16 protein-coding genes, 1 tRNA gene and 1 pseudogene are annotated in these 26,377 nt (G+C 39.5%); 1 reads left to right on the forward strand and 17 read right to left on the reverse strand.

What is annotated here, in order from left to right:
• Positions 1-3 precede the first annotated feature (3 nt).
• The 9 genes from IPK31_21200 to IPK31_21240 form a co-directional block, all read right to left on the reverse strand.
• On the reverse strand, positions 4-1,020 hold the full coding sequence (locus IPK31_21200) for a pectinesterase (GenBank protein MBK8090210.1): 1,017 nt from the start codon (positions 1,018-1,020) through the stop codon (positions 4-6).
• Positions 1,021-1,025: 5 nt separating this feature from the next.
• The gene (locus IPK31_21205) at positions 1,026-3,023 is read right to left on the reverse strand and encodes a T9SS type A sorting domain-containing protein (protein ID MBK8090211.1); all 1,998 of its coding nucleotides are present in this window, start codon (positions 3,021-3,023) and stop codon (positions 1,026-1,028) included.
• On the reverse strand, positions 3,020-5,707 hold the full coding sequence (locus IPK31_21210) for a hypothetical protein (GenBank protein MBK8090212.1): 2,688 nt from the start codon (positions 5,705-5,707) through the stop codon (positions 3,020-3,022). The genes IPK31_21205 and IPK31_21210 overlap by 4 nt, the downstream gene beginning before the upstream one ends.
• Positions 5,708-5,718: 11 nt before the next feature.
• Complete coding sequence (locus tag IPK31_21215; protein MBK8090213.1) at positions 5,719-6,465, reverse strand: rhamnogalacturonan acetylesterase; 747 nt, start codon at positions 6,463-6,465, stop codon at positions 5,719-5,721.
• A gap of 96 nt (positions 6,466-6,561) precedes the next feature.
• Entirely contained in the window at positions 6,562-7,947 is a 1,386-nt protein-coding gene (locus tag IPK31_21220) for a pectate lyase (protein MBK8090214.1), read from the reverse strand.
• Between the two features lie 193 nt (positions 7,948-8,140).
• On the reverse strand, positions 8,141-9,496 hold the full coding sequence (locus tag IPK31_21225; protein MBK8090215.1) for a DUF5123 domain-containing protein: 1,356 nt from the start codon (positions 9,494-9,496) through the stop codon (positions 8,141-8,143).
• A gap of 57 nt (positions 9,497-9,553) precedes the next feature.
• Positions 9,554-9,718, reverse strand: coding sequence for a hypothetical protein (locus tag IPK31_21230; protein ID MBK8090216.1), 165 nt, complete (start codon positions 9,716-9,718; stop codon positions 9,554-9,556).
• Positions 9,719-9,753: 35 nt separating this feature from the next.
• Positions 9,754-11,592 carry a RagB/SusD family nutrient uptake outer membrane protein gene (locus tag IPK31_21235; protein ID MBK8090217.1) on the reverse strand — a complete coding sequence of 613 codons (1,839 nt, stop codon included), beginning with the start codon at positions 11,590-11,592 and terminating at the stop codon, positions 9,754-9,756.
• 23 nt (positions 11,593-11,615) lie between these two features.
• A complete protein-coding gene (locus IPK31_21240) occupies positions 11,616-14,834 on the reverse strand; it encodes a TonB-dependent receptor (protein MBK8090218.1) in 3,219 nt (1,072 codons plus the stop codon).
• A 362-nt stretch (positions 14,835-15,196) separates the two neighbouring features.
• Here IPK31_21240 and IPK31_21245 point away from each other — a divergent pair, with 362 nt between their 5' ends.
• The gene (locus IPK31_21245; GenBank protein MBK8090219.1) at positions 15,197-16,228 is read left to right on the forward strand and encodes a LacI family DNA-binding transcriptional regulator; all 1,032 of its coding nucleotides are present in this window, start codon (positions 15,197-15,199) and stop codon (positions 16,226-16,228) included.
• Positions 16,229-16,368: 140 nt separating this feature from the next.
• On the opposite strand, the gene IPK31_21250 is transcribed toward IPK31_21245, so the two are convergent.
• From IPK31_21250 to dnaA, 8 genes and pseudogenes are all read right to left on the reverse strand, one after another.
• On the reverse strand, positions 16,369-17,223 hold the full coding sequence (locus IPK31_21250) for a hypothetical protein (GenBank protein MBK8090220.1): 855 nt from the start codon (positions 17,221-17,223) through the stop codon (positions 16,369-16,371).
• 61 nt (positions 17,224-17,284) lie between these two features.
• Complete coding sequence (locus tag IPK31_21255; protein ID MBK8090221.1) at positions 17,285-18,979, reverse strand: SusD/RagB family nutrient-binding outer membrane lipoprotein; 1,695 nt, start codon at positions 18,977-18,979, stop codon at positions 17,285-17,287.
• 11 nt (positions 18,980-18,990) lie between these two features.
• Complete coding sequence (locus tag IPK31_21260; protein MBK8090222.1) at positions 18,991-22,170, reverse strand: SusC/RagA family TonB-linked outer membrane protein; 3,180 nt, start codon at positions 22,168-22,170, stop codon at positions 18,991-18,993.
• Positions 22,171-22,688: 518 nt separating this feature from the next.
• Positions 22,689-23,396 (reverse strand): response regulator transcription factor, encoded by a 708-nt coding sequence (locus IPK31_21265; GenBank protein ID MBK8090223.1) that lies wholly within the window; start codon positions 23,394-23,396, stop codon positions 22,689-22,691.
• The gene (locus IPK31_21270) at positions 23,368-24,027 is read right to left on the reverse strand and encodes a histidine kinase (GenBank protein MBK8090224.1); all 660 of its coding nucleotides are present in this window, start codon (positions 24,025-24,027) and stop codon (positions 23,368-23,370) included. The genes IPK31_21265 and IPK31_21270 overlap by 29 nt, the downstream gene beginning before the upstream one ends.
• Before the next feature lie 52 nt (positions 24,028-24,079).
• Positions 24,080-24,442: a hypothetical protein gene (locus IPK31_21275; GenBank protein MBK8090225.1), complete on the reverse strand. Its 363-nt coding sequence runs from the start codon at positions 24,440-24,442 to the stop codon at positions 24,080-24,082.
• Between the two features lie 201 nt (positions 24,443-24,643).
• Positions 24,644-24,717: transfer RNA gene (locus tag IPK31_21280), tRNA-Pro, on the reverse strand.
• A 134-nt stretch (positions 24,718-24,851) separates the two neighbouring features.
• Positions 24,852-26,286: pseudogene (gene dnaA, locus IPK31_21285) on the reverse strand (chromosomal replication initiator protein DnaA).
• Between the last annotated feature and the right edge of the window lie 91 nt (positions 26,287-26,377).

The raw sequence follows: 26,377 nt of genomic DNA on the forward strand, positions 1-26,377 counted from the left end.
GTCTTACTTTTTAACGGGCCATTCAAACACTTTTGATCCCTGCTGAAACCAACCAGCTTCATCTTTCACTAAACTGTTATTCGAGAAAATATTTTCCAGTGTATACTCCTTTGCTTCTTTATCACTGAGTTGTTTGCTCCAGCTGGCACGCTGTGCCGTTACAGCACCTTCGCCGGTACATTTATATTCGGCATAAAGAACAGTTTGTTCATTGGCATGATTACTCCAGTTACTCCATCCTTCAGCTGCAATTACCTTCGGAAGTTCACAGCGTACAAAAACAGTTTTTGCATGTGCACGCCATGGTCTGCCTAAATACAATTTGGTAACAACTGAATCTGCAATGATTTTGCAGTCAAGAAATACATAACCGAATTTTTTACCGGGCGTTGTACTTGCCGCCGTTACAAATGAATTTGATTTTGCTTTGATGGTACAATTCTGAAACACTGCTGTTGAAGGACCGAACAGAAAATCAGTTGTTCCTTCAATATAACAATCAACAAACAGTTGTCTTGCATTTTCTCCGGCTGTGAAAATAGTATCCTGGTTACCGAGGAATTTACAATTCTTAAACACTGCTTTATCTGCATCAACATATAAAGCCAATGCCTGCCCAACCGGACCGGCACTATTGGCAAACGTAATATTCTCTGCATAAAAACGATTGCCGGAAATTTTTGCAGTAAATGAAGTAAAGGTGGTATGCTTTCCTCTTCCTGAATAATCGTTGAATGTAATGATCGTCTTCTCCACACTTTCACCAATAAATGTTACATCCGTATTTGTTGCAGGCAGTTCTACCTTCTCGTTATAAACTCCGTTTTTAATATAGAGCGTAATGCGGGCTAATGGATACACACGCATGGCATCAATAGCATCCTGAATATATTTAAAATCGCCGCTGCCATCTTTGGCAACAGTGAAAATATATTTGTATTGCTGGGGATTACCTGTTTGTGCAAATAACTGTAATGCACTGATCATTATCAACGAAACAATGATTAAACTTTTCTTCATGTTAACTAATGTATTATGATACATTTTAAAACTGCTTTATCTTTTCCTGAACTGTAGTGAATGAAATACTGTCCCTGTGGTAAGGCCTGTACATCTACTGACGTAAGTATGGTATTGGGAGTTGCTTTCCATTCGGCAACTTTAACACCATGCAAAGAATACAAAGCAATGTTTGTATTACTGCTGCTCCGTGGATGTTTGATATACACTTTATTTGCAGCAGGGCTTGGGTAAACCGAGAAACCAGCCGTTACTGTATTATCACGAACAGCTGTGTTAATGCTTGCCACACCACTTACTGCAAGATTTACCAGCGCAGCTCCTGATGAACTGTGCTGTACATTGCCATTATACGTTCCTGCAGCTGAAGCATTCAGGCGAACCTGTATACCGGTTGACGCAACAATGCCACTTGACGGTACAAGTAACAAGGGTTGCGTACTGTTTTTCCATGTAGTGCCGGCATCAGCAGACAGTTCAAAGTTTTCCGGAGCAATTAAGTAAATCGATCCATTCAAATTTGTTCCGCTTACTGTATAAGACTGAGCGGCTGAAGGATTACCTATAACCTGTGCAAACGGATTCACTGTTCCGGTTACAGTTACAACTGAAGCAGGAGCAGTTGTATTCAACGAACTTCCTTTAATGATTACATCTTTCAAAAATGCATAACGTCCGGTACTTGTACTTCCGCAGCTGAAATACATACGGAAGGTAATTGTTTCCCCTGCGTTTATCAGAACACCGCTTGTACCATTAAATGCAACAGCATAAGCTGATGTTGTTGATCCGCCGCTTTGATTCGTTAATGCAATGGGCGATGCAAATGTGCCGGGTACAGTTGAAATATCTGTTGAGTCGTTTGTGGTAAACCCGGTTTTTGAATACACAATTCCCACTTTTGTGTTTGATGATGAACTGAGGAAACCCGATTTAAACAGCAATGAGTCAACCTGTACTTTATAATTTGTATTGGCTGTTACAGTAAACTGTACATAATAAATACGGTTGAGATTACTACCATTACCACCTGATGCAGTTGTCCATAACCCTGTTGCTAAAGGTGCAAAAGCCATTCCATAGGCAGTTGAATAAGCCGGTGCAGCAGCTACCGTTATCCCATCAGACAAAACATTTTTATTCAGCGTTGGTGAACTTGCTGCAACACCTGCATTACGTACAGCTGTACTGTCATTCCCATTTTGAGTAAAAGGATAATGATGTAATACAACTGTTGTTGGTTGCGGAATAATGGAACAGGTTCCTGTAACTGCAACATTCACAGTTGTTGCACCTGTACTGCTTACTGCAACAGAGCCTGCATATGTTCCCATTGATGCAGCATTTAAACGTACCTGCACGATTGTATTTGCTAATGCACCTGAAGTTGGAGCAAGCACAAGCGGCGCCGCTGATGTGAACCATGTTGTACCATTTGCACTTACTTCATACGAAGCAGGCGGAGTAACAATTACATTATCAGTTAAGTTCATACCCGATACGGTAATGTTTTGCGATCCTGACGGAGCTCCATAGTTCTGCGAAAATGCGTTCAAACTTCCTGTTGCAAAAGCAGTCTGCATATTCGATACAGATAGTGTATCGGTGTTGTATGCAAGAAACCCTGCCTTTGAACCCGCTACAAAATAATAATAAACAGAACCTGCCGGAGGTAATGCATCCGTTAATTGAAAATTATACGTAGTGTCTTCTAATGAAGTTATTTCGGCCACTTTTGTATAACCACTTCCCATTGCAGCTGAGCGATACAATTCATATTTGATCTGCGGCATAGCCCAACTGATATTCCAGTTGAACGTCGATGCAGTTGGTGATTTCGTTACACGAAAGTTGGAAATGGCAATCTCCGGACTTTTTGCTGTACAAAAAGCTGTACCTGCTGAACAGGGATCCCAGCCATTGAACAAATTTGCATCGCTGTAAGTTGCAGCTTCAGGATCAGTTAACTGGAAAGACCATGCTGCACGTGAAGCAATGTTCACCAATGAACCATCAAACTTTTTGTTTTGTATTCACCATAATAGATCAATGAAGTATTGGTACCTGCATCCCATACACTCCATCCTGCAGGTAAAATGCTGCTGCTCATAATTGAGTTAATGAACACCGTCTTGTTATTGGCAACAGGACTTGAACCTGTTGAGTTTTGCCATGGTCTTGCAAGAAAATAATTTGTTACGCCAAGATTAGGAGGTAGTATACAATTACGAAAGACATAACCATAGGTTTGCCCGGCTTGTGTGTTAGCAGCAGTGATATAAGAATTACCTGCACTTGATCTGCCTTTGGCATACACAACTGTTGAATCGAAAATGGCTCTTGCACTGCCAAAAATAAAATCAACATTACCATCAATGTAGCAGTTCTTAAACAACTGACGATTGCCAGCGTTCGCATTCGTTAATAAGGTATCCTGGTTACCTATTATCCGGCAACTGCGGACAATGATTCGATCACCATCTGTTCGCAAAGCCACTCCCTGACTTCCATCGCCATAACTGTTTTCAATCGTCAAGTTCATCAATGCACAATCGTTCGCTGCAACATAAACTGTGTATGAATTAAATGTGCCAACGTTAATGCCGTTATCGGCCCATGAAACAATGGTTTTGGCGGCACTTTGTCCGATGAGCTGAATAAAAGATTTGTTAGAAGGAATGTTCACCTTCTCTATATACTTGCCATTCTTAATGTAAATAATATAAGGAGCAGTTAATCCGGCTGGAGCTGCATTAATTGCAGCCTGTATACTTGTGAAATTTCCTGAACCATCCAATGCAACAATAACATTCGTTCCTGCAGGTACATCAGAATTTACTGTATTACCCGAAACAGCAACATTCACTGTTGCTGCATTTGTACTGGTATGCGCAATATTGCCTGTGTAATTTCCCGGAGCTGCTGCATTCAATCTTACAGTGATTGTTTTTGGTGTTACCGACCCTGCAGATTGAACAACTGTTAATGGCGATGCATTGCTGAACCAGGTAGTACCTGCATTATCCGATACCTGGTATCCAACAGGAGGAGTAACCGTTATATTATCTGTAAGATTCGAAGCAGATAAGGTATAAGTTTGATTAGAAGAAGCTGTCCCTGTTATTTGTGAAAAGGGACTTAGACTGGTCGTTGATGAAATGATTGCAGCAGAATTAACAAGGCTGTTCAAATAGTTTTCAAGATTCGTATAACCATTCGTTGCAAAGATGCCACGATCATTTGCATCATTCGGGTTTAAACCATTTGCTGTTTCCCATGTATCAGGCATACCATCATGATCAGTATCCACTGGTGCTGCTGTTGAATTTAATGTTGGCCACGCATTTACAGTATTGGCATAAGGAGTACCATGCGCATAACCACCCTGCACATCAATCAAGCGGCCAGTACGGTTACGAACATCATTGGTAATACGTTCATCAAGTGTATCACGTTTTAAACTGGCACCGGCATTCTGCAATACCAGCTCGTATGCTTCCTGTGCTGTATGCGTGGTAACCGGCGATATATCATGTGCAACTGTTGCTTTCGCTACTGTTGTATCGGCCTGTACCCCACCGCTCATTGATACACCCAGCCAGTTATTTGCTGTGATGTTAGTATAGCCATCAACATAGTTACCCGATAAATAAAATTTTCCGTAAGGAATGGGTGTGGCTCCGGTTGTTTGACCAGGTTGCACAATCATACCACGAACAGGAATAGAAACTGAATTACCTGTACCTGTTGACGGACCATACTTATAATAATTATTTATAAGGTTGTAATTACCACCATCTCCACCATTAGTACTGTAGCTGCCCCAGTTATACACCACATTATTTCTGAAATCAGCATTTTCAACTCCAATCACAGCAGGCGAATAGGTACTGATACCAGCAAAGCGTGGGTTACGTCCTTTTGCATCGGCAATTAAATTATGATGGAACGAACCACGCTTTGATCCCCAGATTCCACCATAACCATGATGTTCAAAATCTGTATCACCTGTTTCAAAATGATAAGAATAATCCAATGGCTCTGAAACAATATTCCATTGCAGCGTTATACTGTCGCCACGATAAACAGTTAAAGCTTCATCACTGCTCCAGCTGATGGAGCAATGATCAATAATAATATTTTTACCTCCAAGATTTCCAAATGCATCATCACCACCGCTACCATCCAATGGCATACAGGCCGCAGTAAAAGGCGCAACAGGCACACCACAATTAGCAGGAGATGTGAGCAGTTGATTTTTATCGCCCATACGAATACGGATATAACGAACGATTACATTATCACCGCTGATTACAACAGGATAATCAGCTATGCAAATACCATCGCCGGGAGCTGTTTGCCCTGCAACAGTTGTGTTATTTCGAATATTCAGTTTTGAAGCAAGATGTATTGTTCCTGAAACCCTGAACACAATGGTACGGTGTGTGGCAGATTGACCTAATGCATAACGCAAACTGCCGGGATTATTATCATCATTTAAGTTTGTTACTTCAAACACTGTTGAAGGAACAGCTGCTGTTCCTCTGCCGCCTGAAGTAAATCTTCCTGCACCTTCTGCACCCGGGAAAGCGATCTGCTGTGCATTTAACGAAAGTGTTTGCAACAAAAGCAAAATAAGAAAACCAATAATACGTTTTGGCCGGCTAACAATAACAGGAAGTTTCATTATACGATTGATTATTCATTTGTATTCACAATTCTTGCTGCGAGTTCAGGCAACTGATTACGGATCTCTTTCAAAACTAATTGTGCAACCAGCCTTGCACCAAATTCATTGAAATGAGTGTTATCATCTTTCCCTTTTGGATGGTTGGGATGCTCGCCCGGTTTCAATTGCATGAACAGCAACGCAGAATTTTCGGGGCCAAATTGCTGATAGAGTTGCTGAGTAAGCAGATCCATATCGAACAATATTGTATTTTCTTCTTTTGCAACAGCTCTTGTAATCTTCATATACTCATCATGTGTACCAACAATTTTTCCTGTACTGTCGAATTTTCTTCTTGCCATGGATGTGAGCAAAACAGGAATGGCTTTTTTCTCTCTTGCTTCTGTTATATACTTCTTCAGGTTAAATTTGAATTGATCCGGGGTTGTAGCCGTTTTTTTGGTTGGCACTTCATCGTTGTGCCCAAACTGAATGAACACATAATCTCCTTCTCCTGCTTCATCTGTGATTTGTTTCCAAAGTCCTTCATTGCGGAATGAGCTGGTGCTTCTCCCGTTCTTTGCTTTATTTACAATAGTAACAGTTGAGTCCCAGAAATACACAAAGGGCATTCCCCATCCATTTTCGGGGAAAGCTTTTATTTCCTTGATGCTGGCTGTAGAATCGCCTGCAATAAAAATTTTAATTTTCTTTTTTTGCGGCAGGAGAAATGCCATTGCCGGAATTGCCAGTAATAAGACCAGTTTTGCTTTCATGCATTTTATTTATAAAAACACTCCTGCCCGACTTCTTCATTCAGGCGGGATAATACAGATTTTGGCTGATGAACACTGATCAGTTAATATCTGTTTCTATTTAATCAAACTGTTGATGTACATTTCAATATTCGTATAATGCTTATCCAGTTTATTCCCTGCTGCATCAGATGCATCGTTTGGATTTAAGCCATTTCTTTTTTCCCATTTATCAGGCATCCCATCTTTATCTGCATCAACAGGTGCTGTTGAGGCATTCAAAGCTGGCCATGCATTTACAGTGATTTCAAAAGGTGAGTGATGCGGATAATGACCCTGTACATCAATGATTGTTCCTGTCCTGTTTTCCACGTCTTTAATAATACGCAGATCCATGGTATCTCTTTTAACCGAAGCGCCAACAAAACGCAATACTGCTTTATAGGCATCTTCTGCACTTTGCGATATAATTGCATCGGTAGAAAAAGCTGTGGTCATTACCGCTGATTTCCGTTCTTCTTCCGTGCCTTTATTATCTACATGAATTCCGGCCAGGTTGTTCTTTGTAACATCAGGTGCGTCATCCACATAGTTCCCATCTACATAAAACTGTCCGAAAGGTTGTTTGTCCACCTTGGATGGATTGACAATCCGGCTCTGCACATTTTTATTTGTAGAAGGACCGTACCTGTAGTAATTATTCACCACGTTGTATGTTCCTCCTTCGCCGCCATACACGCTGTTATGTTGCCAGTTATAAATAACATTATTCCGAAAATCAACAAACTCTGCACTTGCGCCCAATCTTGCTCCGTTGAAACGAGGGTTACGGCTTATGCAATGTGCAAACAAATTATGATGAGCCGATAAATGTTGTCCGCCCCAGATACCTCCATAACCATGATGTTCCCAATCGGTATCACCTGTTTCGAAGTGATAGGAATAATTTAAAGGTTCGGTAATGATGTTCCACTGTAACGTAGTGCTGTCGCCTTTGTAAACAGAAAGCACTTCATCAGTACTCCAGCTGAATGAGCAATGATCAATGATGATATGTTTGCGGCCCGATGCACCAAACGCATCATCACCGCCACTTCCATCCACCTTTCCTTTTTGCCGTTGAAATTTATCACCCATTCGTACACGGATGTAACGAACGATGATATTATCACCAGCTAAACTAACCGGTTGATCAGCCAGGCAAATACCATCGCCGGGAGCAGTTTGTCCTGCTATTGTTGCATCGCCTTTAATGAAGAGTCTTTTTTCTAGATGAACAGTACCTGATGCCGCAAACACAATGATGCGATTACCTTTTGCTTCAGCAGCATCACGAAAACTACCCGGGCCATCATCGTTAAGATTGGTTACTATCATTACTTTACCTCCACGACCGCCAGTTGTGTATTTACCAAAACCTTCAGCTCCGGGAAAGGCAATTGCACTTACACTGCTGTTCACTGCAGATTGTTTCTGCTGTGCGCAGGCCGTAACAGTAAACATCAAAAGATAGCTCAGTGCTATAGTAACCTGTTTTGTTTTCATTCTGTTTATTTAATCCTGAGGAGTACAATGAATGGCAAAAAATGTATTACTGCTTTTTAAAACAGCATTTCTCTAAGAGCAGATTTGGATAAACCCACAGGCTGATGAAAGCCTGTGGGTTTTATAATGTTAAAAACTAAGTCTTGATCTATCAGGGTCTCCAGCGTGGATCACCTGTTGAACTTCTTCCGGGGAAGGTATTGTCGATAATTTTAAAATCACCACCCACTGGGTTTTGCCACAATTGAATGGCTGTTTTTGTGTGTGTGAGAATACTTGGAAAATCATTACCGGCAGATAAATGATCGGATGTGCGATAATTGTTACTTGCGTTAATTGTTGTTGCAGCATTTGCTCTTACATCTCTGACGGTTAACAATCCTCCTGTAGTAATTTTTCCAATACCAAATATGCAGTTGTTTACAGTAATGCCATTGGTAACATTGTTCGTACCTGCAATGCTGTAATCAATATAGTAAGCTGAACTGCTGCCGGTGGGTGCTTCATTAAATGTACAGTTGTCAATCAGTAAAGAAGTTGAATTATTACGACTGGTTATAACTTTCTCCATTTTATAAAATGTACTGTTGGTAACAGTAATCACATCTGCTTTACTGGTAGCAACGTCTACTGTTAAAAGTCCATAACCTGCAATGCTGTCAATAATGCAATTGTTTACCTCAAATGCATTAATGATGGCGGGTTGACTTTGTGTGCGAACCACTCCTCTGAAAATTTCTGCCCAGCAATTATCAAAACGAATTTTACCAATGGTACAGGCCGTATTTATATTGAATACATACTTCGAAGCATAATCAGTACCCCTGAGCGTAAGATCTGAAAATACAATTGAATCAATCAAACTGCCTGAAGTAATATTGAAATTAGCAGGCATACTGATAATTGGCTTCGCAGGATTCAGCAGGTCAGTTCCCGGCATAAAAGTGAGCGACTTGTTTAAGCTTATAGACGAAGCTATGGTATAGGTTTCTCCTCTCTTTAATAAGATAATACTGCCTGAAGGAACATCAGGAATTGTATCTGACAGAATTGATGGAACCCCTGTAATTTCACGCAAGTCAATCAGGTTACCTGTTAATGCAATTTTGGTTGAGAAATCAGCCCATCCACGAACGGTTGCACCGCTGTATAAATAAATAATGTAAGCAGTGGCTGCATTTAAACCCGATACTACTTTATAAGAATTGGTAACATCAGCAGGAAGCAGTGTAATATCTTTTGCAACAGAACTGTCGGATGCAAGTAGTATTTTGATACCGGTTACAACTGCTCCACTTGTTGCCCAGCTTACTTTCACTGCATTATCAGCAATTTCACCCGAAGAAGGGATATTTAAAATTGTCGGGAAACGTGCTGTTTTTATTGCACCAAGGCTTGCAATTCCAGAGTTGTGGCTCGTATCTTTTGCATTCGCCTTTACCTGTACCTGGTATAATTTTTCCCATTTCAGATTTTCAAATAAAACATAATTGGTATCAACAACCAATGTAGCAGCAATTGTCTTAAATGTATCAGTACTGATTTGTGCAGTATAAGAATCTGCTCATTTTACAGCCTGCCAGGAAGCCTTAATCCAGTTGCCTTCAGAGGCAAGCGCTTCTTTTAGTACGGGTCTGAATAATCGTGGTGCTTCACCCGGATCCTCTACCTTTTTGCAGGCAGCAATCACCAGTATTGCAACCATTGATATATATATTATTTTCTTCATTTCGTTTTGTTATTAGTCGTGAATGAAATGGTTAATTAGTATCCGTACTGATTTTGTAAAACACCCTGGCTGCTTGACAGAACAGAATTATGCAATGGCAAAATATACCGCAATGGTGCAGAACCTGTATTATCTGTATATCCCCTCCATGTGTTTAGAATAAAAGCAGCCGGACCTGCTGTGGTTGAGTTATACATTGACAGTGTCCAGCTTAATCTTGTATAACCATTTGGGTTATCGCCCGGTGCCGGTGAATTAATAATTGGCGGCGCCACGGCTGGTTTCGTAAACTTATTAAACCAAATAATATTCTTGCTCACAGTTGTTGAATCTCTTTTGTAATACAAATAATCGGGAAGTTGCGAGTAAGCTCCTGTTCCTGAATTTGCAGCAATACCCATTTCAGTTAATGCATTTCTTGTTTCGGCTATTTTTTTGCTGAAAAGATTCCAACGGGCAAGATCATATTTGCGTAAGCACTCTCCGCCAAATTCCCATGCCCGTTCATTTACGATCGCATTAAAAAACGCCTGTTTACTGGATGATACAGATGTAATATAGTTCTCAACTTTATCAGTCCACTGTGATGCATCAAAAGCTCTCTGACGAACTTTACGCAACGCACTCTGAGCTACTGCAGTTGGTCCGTTTATTTCATTTTCACTTTCAGCAAGAAGCAATAACACATCAGAGTAACGCATTACAGACCAGTTAATACCTGTTCCTTTTGCAGAAGCGGGACCGAGTGATGAAGGCACCAGCATCCTGTTCCATTTACCCGGTGCAATTGATCCAGAGCCAGCTGGTTGCTGAATCAAATCTTTATCAAAATAGATAAGAGAGCATGTTACCGGTAAACGTTTATCAAGTGTATCGAAGGAATGATAATAGGTAAGAGGAAAAGAAAGATAATTTGAACCGGCACCATAAGGATGTGTACCACCATCTACCCTGATACCATTATTCCAGGCAACATCTCCAAAGCCGGGATGAAAAGCCACTTCATATAAAATATCACTGTTGAGTGGTTTTATATATTTGTTCTGATTCATAAATACAGTGGCAAACTCAGGAAGTGCTCTGGGCTTCTGATCAACCAGGTTTTTTGCATATGTATTTGCCAGTTGTATATAAGTTAGATAATCATCTTTACGTTTCATCGTCATATCAGGATATAACCAGTAACCTCCACGCATCATGGATAAACGTGCAATCAAACCAATTACAAATTCCCTGTTGATCCGTTCTATTCCATAATCAAGATTTTCGGCCCATGACATTTTGGGTTCAATATCAATTAAATCATTGATGAGGAAAGTAAGAATTGTATCCCGGCCTGTCCTTGCTAAATAAAAATTATCACCCGCTCTTGAAGGTGTTGTTTTAAACGGCACATCGCCCCAATGATTCATGAGCCAGTAATACCATAAAGCTCTCAGTGCTCTTGTTTCACCCAGCAGATTATTATAAACGGCATTGGTCGGGTCTTTTGCCAGTGATACTTCCATCAGTCCTTTTTCACATTCATTGGCTCTGTTGATTGCATTATAGGCATTGTTCCATACCGTAAGCAAATCAGCATTTGTCGGTGTGCATTCAAATGACCAGATATCCCTGCGGGAGTTATCAGGCGAAGCTGCAACACCTCCGTACTCAACATCGGTATTCCCTGTAAAATTGTTTGAAAGTCTTGAAGTGTATGCATCCTGGTTAAAGAGTGCATATACGCTGTTGACCGTTTTTTTAGCATCTGTTTCACTGCCGAATACATACTCCGGAGTGAACAGTGACGGGGAGTCGGCTGTTAAAAATTTCTTACAGGAAGAAAGCGTTACTCCCGCAAAAATTGTCAGTATAATGAATAATTTTTTCATATTAATTATTTGAGTTTTTATTATCAGAACGTTACGTTAAGTCCCAATGTATAGTTCCGGCTTTTTGGGTATGAAGAATAATCAACACCCGGTGTAAGCTGTGAATACGAACTGCTTCTTATAGAACTTACTTCCGGATCATAACCTGAATATTTTGTCCATAATAACGCATTATAAACTGTTGCATAAATTCTCAATTTCGTCATCCCCACTCTTGAAATTACTTTCTTCGGCAGTGAATATCCAAGCGACACATTATTCAAACGTAAGAAGGACCCATCTTCAACAGCCCATGAATGAAATACAGGTGTGGCATTACCAAAAGAAAATGGTGACCAAATTGTAGCGTTGGCATTTAATTTCCCCAGCTCGGTTAAATCTGTAACCAGGTTACCGGCAGCATCAATGTATTTAAAGCGGTTGTCAGAGTTCACTGTATTCAGCATATTACCATAAGTAGTTCTGTAAAACTGGTTGAAAGATATTTTTCCTGTATTGTAAATATCATTGCCATACACCCAGTTAAACTGTGCCATGAAATCAAAATTTCTGAACACTGCATTTAACCCGAAACCACCTGAATGTTTTGGCAGTGCACTTCCTATTATCTGCCTGTCAGCAGCTGTAATTACACCATCCCCATTCAAATCTTTTATTTTGGTAACACCGGGCCTTGTACTTATACCACCAAGGAATGATCCTATACTTGGTACTCCTGCTTTCAGAACATATGCTCTTGTAACAGAATTATAACTGTCAAAATCTGCTGTTGTGTACATTCCATCTGTAACATATCCATACATCAAACCAATTGTTTGTCCTACATATACCCTGTAATCATCCTGCGTTTTCAAATCAGTTCCTGCCCAGTTCGACATAAATGGTTTTTCATTCACACCATCCAGCCTGTCAATTTTTGCTTTATTTATACCAATATTAAAATTAGCTGATAACTGAAAGTCTTTCTTTTGAATCAGCACTGCATTCAGAGCCAGCTCAACACCTTTGTTAGATGTTTGACCAACATTCTGCTGCTGTCTTGAAAACCCCGTAATTTGAGGAATATCGGATTCAACCAGCAAATCTTTTGTTGTGTTCCAGTAAAGATCAAGTCCTCCGCTCAATCTGCTGTTGAAAAGGGTAAAATCAAATCCGGCATTTCGTGTAATGGTTGTTTCCCAGGCTATGAGAGGGTTTGGCAGCAAGGATGAAGAATATCCGTAATAAGGTTGTGCTACATCACCAAAGCCAATAGGCCGGTTATCTGTTGGCTGAAACAGTACACGGAATAAATCATTATCGAGCCTGTTATTACCTGCTTCGCCATAACTTAATCTGAATTTTAAGTCATCCACCCATTTTACGTCTTCCATAAATTCTTCGCTTGACATGCGCCATGCAAATGCAGCAGCAGGGAACAAGCCCCATTGCTTGCCTGCCGCAAATTTAGTTGAACCATCAGCCCTTGCTGTTAAAGTAAGCAGGTATCTTGAATCATACTGATAGGTTGCCCGTCCAAAAAAAGAAGCCAGTTTTGCTCCTGCAAAAACAGTTGTTGTATGCCTGTCAGGAGTACCCAGCGTCATGTTTGCAAAAAGATTCTCAGGTTGAATATTCTCAGCAAAATATTTTGCACGGTTAAATTCTGAAAATCCCATACCGGTAGCCAAAATTTCCTGCCCGCCTAGTACTGAAAAATCATGCTTTCCTATATGACTTTTATAGTTCAGTGTATTCGTGAACCGGTAGCCTCTTGTATTTGAATTGGTGATTTCGCCTAAAGGAAGATTTCCACCTGCGTTTCTTGATTCACCGGTTAATGGCCCGTAATACCGTTTGGCCTGGCCCATTCCTAAATCAAGACCAAACTCTGAACGGAAAGAAAGATCTTTAAGGATTGCCCATGTTAATGCAACATTCATATTTAAGGTGTTGCTTAATCTTTTGCGGTAATCCTGTTCAATTAATTTTGATGGATTAATTAAACTTTTCAGGAATTGCTCATAATCATCATCAGTTCCGGTAGGATCAAGTTCAATAATGTCAGCCAGACCGTTTACCGGACGGGTTGTGATTGCATCACCAATTCTGAAACTGGATGTACCGGAAGAACCGGCCCCGTCTATTACAGTATTTACAAAACGTGAAGTGAAATCAAACTTTAACGAGTTTGAAGCATCATGATTTAATTTAAAGTTGAGATAATTACGCTGATATCCAGATCCGGGCATCAAACCCTGGTCGGTATTATTTGTTGCACTAAAACTGAATTTTGTTTTTGTTGTACCGCCTGTAATACTCAGGTTATGCTGTTGTGAAAAAACAGGTTTGCCAAATAACTCTTTCTGCCAGTTTGTTCCTTTCTGGTATTTATACAATTCTAAATCTTCATACACACCAAAGTATTTGGAGAAATTATCTACATCTGTCTGTGATCTCAACCTGGCATATTCATAGTTTGCCAGAACAAATTCATAAGGAGATAATACTTCCAGTTCTCTTGGGAGAGTACGTGCCTGAACAAACCCGTTATAAGAAATGGTTGTTTTACCTGGCTTGGCCGATTTTGTGGTAATGATTACAACCCCATTGGCACCTCTTGCACCATAAATAGCTGAAGTGGCAGCATCTTTCAAAATGTCAATAGTAGCAATATCGGCAGGAGCAATATCATTGATACTGTTCACCGGAAAACCATCCACAATATATAACGGTGAGTTATCCTGAGATACAGAACCTCCACCACGAATACGAATAACGATTTCTGCCCCGGGGGCACCATCAGTGGTTGTTACCTGTACACCGGGCAAACGCCCTGTGATAGCTTCTGCTGCACTGGAAACAGGAATTTTTGATAACTCAGGCCCTCCTATTGATGAAACGGTTCCTGTAAGATCTTTTCGCTTACTTGTTCCATAACCAACTACAACTACATCTTCCAATGCAGTTACATCCTTTTCCAGTTTCACCTGAACCTCACTGGTTCCATCACTCACTACTGTAACCCGCTTATAACTTGTAAAAGAGAAAACCAATGAAACCTTTCCTGTACCGGGAGCATCAAGTTTAAAATTTCCGTTTGCATCTGTTTGAGTTCCCTGTTTAGAACCCGCAACTACAACCGAAACACCAAAAAGGGGTGCGTCATTTTCATCAGTTACTTTTCCTTTTATCTGTCTTGTTTGTGCAAATAGGGTTGTGCTGCACATTAGAAGCATAAGCAGGAAGAAATAATTTTTCATACTGTGTGCTTTGGTTTAAAGTGTTACCTGTTTTTCACTGCACTTACATACAGCTGAAACAAGTTTTAAATAATGAATTTGAAATTGAATCGTTAACCGATTTGGCAAATGTGTAGAATGATATATTCGTTTTTCTGCAAGCAAATCCGTCCTGTTAACGGAACAAGACTATGCACAATTTCATTACCGCAAAAGGATTTAAATTCATTTATTTACGCAATCGTTCCCGATAACGATGTCATGTAAAACAGGCAAAAACCCTCTGTAAAAGGGGATAGAAAATAGCTTGTTTACCATTTATCATCCGGTATGAGCATTAGAAAGCCGAAACAAGTACCTTTAACCCTGAATTATGACTGCTCATGAAGTTTGAAGCTGTAACAATTAAAGATATTGCCAAAGCACTTGGCCTTTCCACCTCAACTGTTTCACGGGCTTTACGTGACAGTTATGAAATCAGTTCAGAAACAAAGCAGCTTGTACTTGACTGTGCAGAGAAACTGAACTATAAGCCCAACCCCATTGCCCTCAGCCTGAAAGAAAAAAGAAGCCGTTCCATTGGTGTCATTGTTTGCGAAATTGCCAATAACTTTTTTTCACAGATTATTAATGGAATTGAATCCATTGCCTACGACAAGGGTTATAATGTAATTGTTTCCCAGAGCAGGGAATCATACGACCGGGAAGTAATTGATCTGCAATACATGGCTTCCCGATCAGTAGATGGCATCCTGATTTCCCTTTCAACTGAAACAAGCGATCTTTCGCACCTGATGGCACTGCACGACAGAGGTATGCCCATTGTTTTATTTGACCGGGTGCATGATGAAATTAATACACATAAAGTCATTATTGATAATTATAAAGGTGCATATGAAGCCACCGAGCATCTCATAAAAAACGGTTTCAGAAAAATTGCAGCAATTGCGGGTTCAGAGTTTTTATCCATTACTGCTGAAAGGCTTGCCGGTTACCAGGATGCACTAAAAGCATATAATCTTACTCCCAATAAACAATTTATTCAGCACTGCTTTTATGGCGGCATGGTTTTTTCTGAAGTGGAAGAAGCCGTTAATAACCTGTTGACTTTAAAACAAAAACCAGATGCCCTTTTTACTACAAGCGATAAACTCACAACAGGTTGTTTAAGCACATTAAAACGAAGAGGCATGCATGTTCCGAAAGATATTGCACTGGTTGGTTTTTCTAACTCAGATATTGCTGAGCTGGTTGATCCGCCGCTTACTATTATCCGTCAGCCTGCTGAAGAAATGGGAAGAGCAGCAACAGAATTATTACTGCAGCTGGTAGAAAGCAAACGGGCAGTGAAAGAATTTGAAAAACGAGTGCTTACCCCTGAACTGCAGATAAGGGGATCATCAATAAAACTTTAAACCCTTATTATTTCATTACATCACCCTTCATTGTTATGCAATGAACTCTTTTTTTATTCAGAATTCTTAAAAACAGGGCCCCACATTTCTGTGAGGCCCACTTTCTTTATTAAACTGAACGTTGCAAGAAACCGGGGTTCTTATTTTTCTAAAATAAGTTGTGAAAATCCCTGGTCGCCAAATGGAGGGGCATCAATATGTACCCTGATCGTTATCCTGCCTGTACAGGAAAATACAAAACCTGTACTGCCTCCACGGGTGATTGCTTTATATGCTCCGTAATCACCAAATGTTACATTATCTGGAACAGTAACAACACCAGTCGTTGGATCTACATTAATCGTTAATGGTGTTACCACTGCAGCAAAAGCAGGGTTTGGCCAAACCTGGCTTAAGTTTACCTGGTTGGCACCGGCTCCGGCTGTTACCTGTACTAGGTCGCCGGGCACCCAATCCTGCCAGTCATCTCTAATTACAGTGTATGTACCGGCTATGGAAGCTGCGTTATAGGGACAAACAACAGTACCTGTCCATCTGAGAGCTGTATTAAATGCAAGTTGATTTTCTAAGTCAATGGCACTTGTATTAATGGAAGAATATGTTTTGCCGTCTTTTGTAACAACTTCATTGTAAAAATTAAATACCGTTCCAGGTGGAAGATTTCCGGCTGTAAGACCTAAAGCCGAAGCTATTTGAGCATTGGTGGCGGTAATATTTGTTTCACCGGCAAATGCCACATTCTTGATCAGCTTCCATTTTGTTTTATCAGTTGTAGCCGTTGCAGCAACATACAGGTTTACACTTGCAATTTCAGCACCAACTGAACTGACAACAATATTTACACTTGCTGCAGCATCTGTTCCGTTTAACAGGTTGTTGGAGCTTACAAATGTTAAGTAAGCACCTTTCCCCAGTTCGTTATAAAAATCTTTTGGCTTATTGCATGACAGCAGTAACAGCAGCAGCCAGATTGATATAGAATAGTTTCTTTTCATGTGTATATTTTTATTGATTTTTTGGCCACATAGTATATCCATATTTTTTTCTTGAAATAGTTTAATTGACATAGATACCATCGGGGTTATTATCCCAGAAAACTTTTATGTTGGTTACTGTTTTTTGTGTAACATTTTTATTTCTGTCAGCAAATGTTGCAGGATAAAACATGGAACGCATAAATGGCCCGGGAGTAGGATTCAGATTCGGCTGCATATTTTTTGGCATTCCTGTACGGCGATAATTGTTGTATGATTCAATGCCATTCCCCCAAAGAGAAATGTAATATTCTTTCATCACCACATTAAGTTTTGCATTATTATCTGCTGCTGCATCATACAACTGTAAAACCTTATCAACATAAGCCTGTTTTGCAGCTTCAGTTGGTACCCTTGCTGCAGGAATTGCTGTACCTATTGTAGCCGGGAATGCAATTACTGTTGCAATAGATTTTCTTACACCAGCTTCAAGTAATGTTCTTGCATTACCCGCTGTTCCTAAAGTAAGTGCTGCTTCTGCTTTTACAAAATCTGTAAAAGCCGGTTGCCATAATGGTATAATTCCCTGCCCTTGTGCACCATCATTTGAGCCGCTGATTTTTGCCCTTTCATCATTATCAAATTTTCCACCGGCAGGATAAATGACCCATACTGTGCGTTGCAATGCATCTGGCGGAATACCCCTGTCGTTTCCATGATCACGGCCATAAAAACCAGCAATATTTGCATAACAAAAAGGTGTGCCTGCAGGATAATGCGGAGGTGCAATACTGTTGGCACATTCCAATGTTGTTACAGGCAACACTGTTACATTTCCAATTTGCCTGTAGAAATAATAACGCCAGCGTGGATCAAGCCCAATACCTTTTTCTTCATATACAACATACATAAAGTAGTTACTGATATAATCCCCTGCTCCGTTATCGGTATAATAAATACTGTATTTTGGATGACGGCTGTTGGGGTTTAATGCTTTTGAACTGTACCTGTAAACAAGTGCCTGCGCATCGGTGCTGATTAATTCGCCATCGGTTAACAATGCATCAATTTTTGTTTTCGCTGTATTATCAACCAGTCTTACCTGGTTGAGCAGTTTTAGTTTTATTGTTTTTGCTGCACGTCTCCAGCTGGCAGCCTGCGCTGGAGCGGTACCAGTGTAAAACAAATTATTAGTTGGCAACGGTGTAAGTGCTGTTACTTTATTAAAATCTGCAATGGCATCATCGAGTAATGCAAAAACAGAATCATACACCTGCCTTCCGGGATCAGCAGCAGGATTTGTATTGTCAATACCAAGGTTAGCTTCTTTATAAGGCACATCACCAAAGTAATCAACCAGTGTGGCAGCGGTATATGCTTTGATCACTTTTGCCATACCTGTATGAATATACCTGTTTGATTTCTGTGCAATGGGAAGCAATGCATTTACATTTTTAAATACATTCTGATAAGCATCACGCCATGCTCCGTCAAATGACCCAGGGCCATATAAATCTTTATACGTTCTGGAAGCCATATATTCCATACGTGTCATCTCTTCTCCATTTTCAGATAGACCGGGCTGATTACTGGTTGCCCCGTTATTTGCATAAAAACTGGAAAAAGAAATTTGCACATAGTTTAAATACAAATCAACATCAGCCGTTGCAGGGGCTGGTAAATTTGGATTGGTCAATCTGTTGTCGAGTTTTTTGCAACTGGCAAGTAACAGGAAACATGCAATTGCCAGCTGTAAGAATATTTTAAATTTTTTCATTGCTGTTTGTTTTAAAAGGTTACTTTAATTGTTGCACCAATTCTGCGTGATTGCGGACCTGTCATAAATTCAAACCCTCTTGTTTTACTTACACCGCCACTTGATGATTCAGGATCATAATTTGATCCCTCAGGAAAATAAGGTGCTTTGTGCCATAGATTCTGTCCGCTGATAGAGAATGATATTCCTCCGAAAGGAGTTTTCGATAACATGGTTGATGACAACGCATATGATAATGACAGTTCTCTTAACCTGAACACTGTTGCATCATACAGGTATTGTTCATGTGCTCCGAGATAGGTATTAAAATAAGCACGGTCAATAGAAGTTTGAATATCATTCGGCGTTCCATCCTGTTTTACTCCCGGTAATATGATTGGAATGGATCTGTCAACATCTGTTGACTTTGAAAGCCCACGGGCAATCAGTGTGTTTACAGAATTGGCATAGATTACTCCGCCTTTTGTTAAATCCCACTGCATACGGAACTCAAATCCTTTAAACGAAACGGTATTGATAGCTGTTAAGCGGTAGTCTGCATTTGGATCGCCAATGATCACTGATTCAGTTGAAGGAATATAATATCCGTCCTGGCCAACAATTCGTAAGCCTGTTTTAGGATCTTTTTGATAATAAGTTCCTTTGATAACTCCAAATGGCTGACCATTGATCGCAAAATTTCCAATATTACTGAACAAACCTCCGGTTTGAACCTGTGCAATTTCAGCAGGTAAATTTTTTACCATACTTCTGTTTCTTGAAAAATTCACATCAACCTGCCAGGTTAAATTTCTTGTTTTAACAGGAGTAACTCCAACACCTAATTCAATTCCTTTATTTACTAAATCACCCGCATTAATCGTTGTTGTTTCAAAACCTGTTGATGGATCGAGTGGTCTTGTAAGAATCTGATCACTGGATGTACGTTGATACCAGGTAAAATCAATTGATACCCTGTTGTTAATCAGCCTTGCTTCAAGACCGGTTTCAAATTCTCTTAGCAACTCAGGTTTCAGGTTTGGATTTGCCAATGTATTACTGATTGTATTTGTATTTACAACCGCACCCCCTCTTGTTACAAAATCATTGGTTGAAATAATCAATGATGGTCTTGTACGGTATGGAGCCGGAAAGTTTGCACTTGTTGCATAACCTGATCTCAGCTTCAGATAATTTATTATTCTGTTTCCTTTCAGGAAAGCAAGTGCTGAAGTTGGAACAAATGAAATACTTGCACTTGGATAAAACTGGGAACGGTTTGCTTTCTCAAGTGTTGAAGACCATGAATTTCTTGCACCAATATTAAAATAAACATACTCATTGTAACTGAGGCCGGCCTGCGCAAAAACTCCAACACTCTGAACCGCAGATTTCAGATCCATATCAGTGCCGTCCTCGGCTCTTGTATCATGATTAATAAAATTGGAATGATCAAATAATCCAAATACAAGCTGATCTGTACTTTTCATCCCTGTTTGATCATATAATTCTTCATTCGCATTAAACCCACCGGTTAAGTCAAACCTCAGCTTTGAACTGAAATCGGTTTGATATTGTGCAATAAGAGAATGATCCCATATTTTATTGTTTGCGCTGATGGTACGGTAGATCCCTTTTGTATATTCAAGCTCTGCTGATCTGGTTACTCCACCCTTGTTAATGGTTAAGATGTGATTTTCATTGTAGTAATCATATCCTACCCGGTATAACAGGTCGAGATTTTTCAGCAGACTGTATTTTACATTGAAGTTTCCATATACACGGTTTGTTTGCTGATAGTTTAAGGAGTTATGCAAAGTCCATACGGGATTCTGAATACTGTTATCCGGACGGTAATATGCTGATGCGCCGTCAGGAGTTTGATATGGCCAGTTTGCCAGATCATTTGCTCTTGGTGTATACATTAAATCGGCAAACACACCTGCGCCACCTGATTGTGCACCACTTGCTCCGCCCTGTGAAGTTGTTGGACTTTGAAAATTATTAATTACATAGTTGATGGTTCCTCCTATTGTAATATTATTCAGCAGCTTTGTATTAATTCCCAAACCAAAATTGTTTCTTGATACTTTATTTGTTGCAAGAAATCCCTGGTCGCTTAAACGGCTGAAGTTTGCATTGATCGTTCCGTTTGCACCCAACCCGGCAGAAACATTTACAGCAGTATTTAACACCTTCCCGTCTTTAAAAAAAGCCTTGAAATTATCATGCGGTTTAAACTCAATTGAATCATTTGCCAGCTGAGGAAATGATCCTGCCTGAATTCCCTGCGAATACGGATGAGGCAAGCGCTTATAGGTAGTCGTAAACTTTGGTCCCCAGTTGCTGAAAAATGCAAACCCCCCGGTAAGTGAAAATCCACCACCATAAGTATTCTGAAGCTCTGGCAAACTGGAAGGCTGAACTGTAAAATAAGATTGCGTGAATGTTACCTCCGCTTTTTTATTTGTTCTTCTGCCTGCGCCATTTTTTGTAGTAACCAGAATAACTCCATTCCGTCCCTGTTCACCATACAATACGGTTGCACTTAATCCTTTGAGGATGCTGATGCTTTCCACATTGTTTGGATCCAGATCCATAAACCTGCTTGAAGTCTGGTTACCATAAATCACATTTGTTTGCTGATTGGTTGCACCACTGATGGGTGTTCCATCAACTACCCATAACGGATCACTTCCACCTGTAATAGAATTAGCGCCCCGTATCTGAATATTTGTTCCGCTTCCTGAAATACCGCTGGAAGCAAGAATATCAACGCCCGGTGCTTTACCACTGAGAAGTCGGGCAATATCACCATCGGGTCTTTGCTCCAGTTGCTTTTTATCAATGGTAGCAACAGCATAGCCCAACGCCTTTTTTTCACGCCGTATACCCAATGCCGTAACAACAACTTCCTGCAAAGCAGTTGAAAGTTGTGTGAGTGTTAACAGCAGATTTGTTCCGGGTGAAAAAGTTAATGGTTCAAATCCAACAGCGGAAACTCTCAGTGTTTGATTTCTTTGAGCTTCAATAGAAAAGTCACCATTTAAATTTGTTGCAGTACCTTTTTTAGAACCTGTAATTGTTACAGAAGCTCCTGAAACAGGTTTGCCTGCAGAATCTACCACCCTTCCTGAAACGGTTGTGACCTGTGCTTGCAGAAAGCTGATGCAGATCACCAGTGACAGAATAATTAAAAACAATTTTCTCATACAGATAGTATTTAGTTTGAACAATAGATAAAACTAAAAGAGAGTTGAACTGATGCATGTGCTGCACTTCAAAAACAGCTATTCAACGAAACCCATTTTATTGTGTATGAAAAGAGATTGTGTGTGTAATTATTCCTGTTTATCTTTTTTATTTGAATGTATATTCAGATAGTCAAAGTGTAAGAAATGACTGGAAGACAGGCAGAACCTTATTTACCTATGCATTTATTATGTTGAAATTAATATTCATTCAGAGTACAGATGTCATTAATAACAAAAAAAAGCAGGTAGTAGAAACCACCTGCACAACATGAGAAAACATTATACCCGTACTTCTGCTAAAAAACAAAATGCGTGGGCATAAAGAACATAAATCATTAATTAATCTAAACCAAGAAGTAAAAATAACAGTGAGTACTACAGAATTTTCAACTATTCAACGAATAGCAGGTTGAAGTGTACAAAGAACAGACAAAGGACTTTCAATTATTTGAGAGAGGTTGTCAGAAATTGAAAACTTATTTCTCCAGTTCGCCTGAAATAGATTCCTTATAGTTGGTTCCTACAGGTAATACAATAGTGCCAACATTAACTTCCATATGGTTGTAGGATGTTACTTTACTTTTAGCAACAATATAAGAACGGTGTATACGTACAAATTCTTCATTTAATAATTCCTGTATCTGGCCAATTTGAAGTTTTGTCATCAGCCATTTATCTTTTGATATATGAATCTTCACATATTCCTTCATTCCTTCAATAAACAAAATTTCAGAAAAATTAACCTTTACCCTTCTTTTATTCATATTAATATACAGATAGCCGTGGCCTTCACTTTTTTCAACTGCTCCCTTTGGAACATGTTTCTTTTCAATCTCAGCTGCTTTTTTAACTGCCATCAAAAATCGGTTAAACTCAACAGGCTTAAGCAGGTAATCAACTACATTTAATTCGTACCCTTCCAGCGCATATTCATGATAAGCAGTGGTGATAATAAATTTTGCTGACACAGGTACCATTTTAATAAAATCAATTCCTTTCAATTTTGGAAGATTGATATCAATAAAAATTAAATCCACTTCATTTTCTTCCAGGTATTCCAATGCAGTAATGGCATCGTTCAGAATTGTTTTCAATTCCAGAAAGGGAACCTTACTGACATACTCAGCCAATACTTCAGCCAGTATCTGTTCATCTTCAATTATCAAACACGCCAATTTCCTCATTGCTGGTAAGATTAATCGTTAGTGCCGTTTTAAATATATTTTCCTGTTTTTCAATTTTCAGGATATGGCCAGGATAAATCAATTCCAGCTGCCGTTTTACATTTGCCAGTCCAATTCCTGTTTTAATAATAACATCTTCAGCCGGTTCATAAGAATTCTCAACAACAAAGTTGAGTTTTTCCTTTTCAACTCTGAGTTGAATATGTATAAATGATTGAAACCTGCTTTCGGATGCTCCGTGCTTAAATGCATTTTCAACAAATGGAAGCAAAATTAAAGGGGCAATTTTTTGTGATTCATCATCCATACTCTTTGTAAAGTTTACTGTAAGTTTTTGTTTGAATCGTATTTGCTGCAATTCAATATAATCTTCGAGCACTTTTACCTCATCTTCAATACTCACCTGTTTATTCCTTGCTTCAAACAGCATAAACCGCATCAATTGAGAGAGCTTTACAACCACATTCGCTGCTTCAGGTGCCTGGTGCCGTGTAAGCGCATGAACAGTACTTAACACATTAAATAAGAAATGAGGGTTGATCTGAGCTTTTAAATAATTCAGTTCAGTTTTTAGTTTCTCTTTCTCCAGTTTACTTTCTTTTTCCTTTGTTGATTTTGAATATCTGAACAACTCAAAAATAATCAGTAAACAAACCGGGATCAACAACTCAAAAGATTAAAGATCAATCCCTCCAGATTAAAAAAACGAATTTTTTCGGGTGAATATCATATATGTATGGAAGAGATATATACAACATAATTGCCCTTGACAGCAGCAGGGTAAATAATACTGAAATTGCCGCTAAGAAAACGGGCAGGTAAGGTTTTTTCTTCCCGGAAATCATTGGCCTTAATGTAAAAAAGAACACCGCATAGAACAGAATGATTTTACAGATAACGCTGATAAGAGTAGCATATACTGCCAGCATTATATCGGGCGAAAACGATGTTTGCGGGGAAGTTGAGTAAGAAACGACGGCCTGCAAAATATCCCATGTAATAAAACCAAGCCAGAATATAACATGCTGCTTTACGGAGATTTTCATTCTTAAAATTGCAATAAAAAAAAGTAATTATCAATAACAGTCTTCCAAACGGTATGATGGGTATATGAATAACTGTTTACGGTGTAAGAATTGAATAAATCAGTATCTAAAACTTGCTTTTCAGGCTGTTTACGACTTAGTTTCACCTCAGCAGATGAATGAAAACAAAAAGCCCCACATTTCTGTGAGGCTTAAAGCTTGTCGGGAAGACAGGATTCGAACCTGCGACCCCCTGGTCCCAAACCAGGTGCGCTACCGGCCTGCGCTACTTCCCGAATAAACTGCTGAAACTTTAGCGAAAGCAGTTTCCCCTAAGGGGCTGCAAAAATAGCCGACTCTTGGTAAAGTGCCAAAAGAAATCCCAAATTCCGCAGATGAAATTTGGGATCGATAATTTATTATAATGCAGTTACATGGCAGCCAGCTGAACTTTCTGCTGCAACTCCAGTACACTTTCTTTAAACATGCTGTCTGTATCCATCAAATCCTTTACTGTTTGGCAGGAATGGATAACCGTTGTATGATCTCTGCCTCCAAAATGTTCACCAATGGTTTTAAGCGAATTCTTTGTAAAGGTTTTAGCCAAATACATTGTAATCTGTCTTGCCTGAACGATTTCCCTTTTACGGGTCTTTTGCAAAAGCTTCTCATAAGGCACATCAAAGTAATCGCACACCATTTTCTGGATAGCGTCGATTGTAATTTCTTTGGATGATGTTTTAACGAAGTTTTTCAGCACTTTTTTAGCAAGATCAAGATCGATCTCTTTTTTATTCAGCGAGGATTGTGCCAATAATGAAATCAATGCACCTTCCAGCTCTCTTACATTGGTATTAATGTTATAAGCAATGTACTTTACCACATCCTTATGCATTTCCAGCCCGTCATTCTTCATTTTCTTTTCCAGTATCTCAATACGGGTATCATAATCGGGCATTTGCAGATCAGCACTCAAACCCCAACGGAAACGGCTCAACAAACGCTCCTGAACACCTTCGAGGTCTTTTGGCGGTTTATCAGATGAAAGCACCAATTGCTTACCGCTCTGGTGAAGATGATTAAAGATGGCAAAAAATGCATCCTGCGATTTCTCTGCACGGTTAAAGAACTGCACATCATCAATGATCAAAACATCTACCAACTGGTAAAAATGGATGAAATCATTAATGGCATTGTTACGGCTATGATCAACAAATTGATTGATGAATTTTTCTGAGCTTACATATAACACCACTTTATTAGGATGCTGACGTTTTACTTCGTTACCTACTGCCTGGGCAAGATGCGTTTTTCCTAAACCAACACCACCATAAATAACCAATGGATTGAAAGAAGTAGCACCCGGTTTATCGGCAACGGTTTTACCGGCACGGCGTGCAACACGATTGCAGTCACCTTCTATAAATGCATCAAATGTATAGTTAGGATTGAGCTGAGGATCAATCTGAACCTTTTTTAAACCCGGTATTACAAACGGGTTCTTTACAGGATTGCTTATCACCAGCGGAAAATCCATTTCGTTATTTGTATAAGTTTTATAACCATGACCGGGTACATCCATTGTAATCGGCTGGTTGTTATTATTGCCACTATCCATCATGATGCGGTATTCAAGATTCGCATCTTTTCCTAATTCTCTTTTCAGCGTTTTGGCAAGCAGTGTTACATAATGTTCTTCCAGGTATTCAAAGAAGAACTGACTGGGAACCTGGATAGTAAGAATTTTATTTTTCAGCTCAACCGGTTTAATCGGCTCAAACCACGTCTTTAAAATGCTGCCATTCTACGATATCCTTAATTATGGTTAAACAACTTTTCCATACCTGATCAGCCGTTGTCGTCATTTTTCCTAAAGCAGTTTATATAATGAGTTAATAATTTTACTGTTATTTTCTCAGTTTTCTTATAATGAAACCATCATAAAAAAATTAGGGG

Source organism: Chitinophagaceae bacterium, from assembly GCA_016713085.1.
In the GTDB taxonomy this organism is placed as follows: Bacteria; Bacteroidota; Bacteroidia; order Chitinophagales; family Chitinophagaceae; genus Lacibacter.

Bases quoted from the DNA above. Each gene is read 5' to 3' on its own strand.
- IPK31_21255 (MBK8090221.1), bottom strand. From the start codon at position 18,979: ATGAAAAAATTTAAAATATTCTTACAGCTGGCAATTGCATGTTTCCTG.
- IPK31_21210 (MBK8090212.1), bottom strand. From the start codon at position 5,707: ATGAAACTTCCTGTTATTGTTAGCCGGCCAAAACGTATTATTGGTTTT.
- IPK31_21260 (MBK8090222.1), bottom strand. From the start codon at position 22,170: ATGAGAAAATTGTTTTTAATTATTCTGTCACTGGTGATCTGCATCAGC.
- IPK31_21250 (MBK8090220.1), bottom strand. From the start codon at position 17,223: ATGAAAAGAAACTATTCTATATCAATCTGGCTGCTGCTGTTACTGCTG.
- IPK31_21240 (MBK8090218.1), bottom strand. From the start codon at position 14,834: ATGAAAAATTATTTCTTCCTGCTTATGCTTCTAATGTGCAGCACAACC.
- IPK31_21230 (MBK8090216.1), bottom strand. From the start codon at position 9,718: ATGAAGAAAATAATATATATATCAATGGTTGCAATACTGGTGATTGCT.
- IPK31_21265 (MBK8090223.1), bottom strand. From the start codon at position 23,396: ATGAGGAAATTGGCGTGTTTGATAATTGAAGATGAACAGATACTGGCT.
- IPK31_21215 (MBK8090213.1), bottom strand. From the start codon at position 6,465: ATGAAAGCAAAACTGGTCTTATTACTGGCAATTCCGGCAATGGCATTT.
- IPK31_21245 (MBK8090219.1), top strand. From the start codon at position 15,197: ATGAAGTTTGAAGCTGTAACAATTAAAGATATTGCCAAAGCACTTGGC.
- IPK31_21220 (MBK8090214.1), bottom strand. From the start codon at position 7,947: ATGTTTACTGTTACGGCCTGCGCACAGCAGAAACAATCTGCAGTGAAC.
- IPK31_21235 (MBK8090217.1), bottom strand. From the start codon at position 11,592: ATGAAAAAATTATTCATTATACTGACAATTTTTGCGGGAGTAACGCTT.
- IPK31_21200 (MBK8090210.1), bottom strand. From the start codon at position 1,020: ATGAAGAAAAGTTTAATCATTGTTTCGTTGATAATGATCAGTGCATTA.
- IPK31_21275 (MBK8090225.1), bottom strand. From the start codon at position 24,442: ATGAAAATCTCCGTAAAGCAGCATGTTATATTCTGGCTTGGTTTTATT.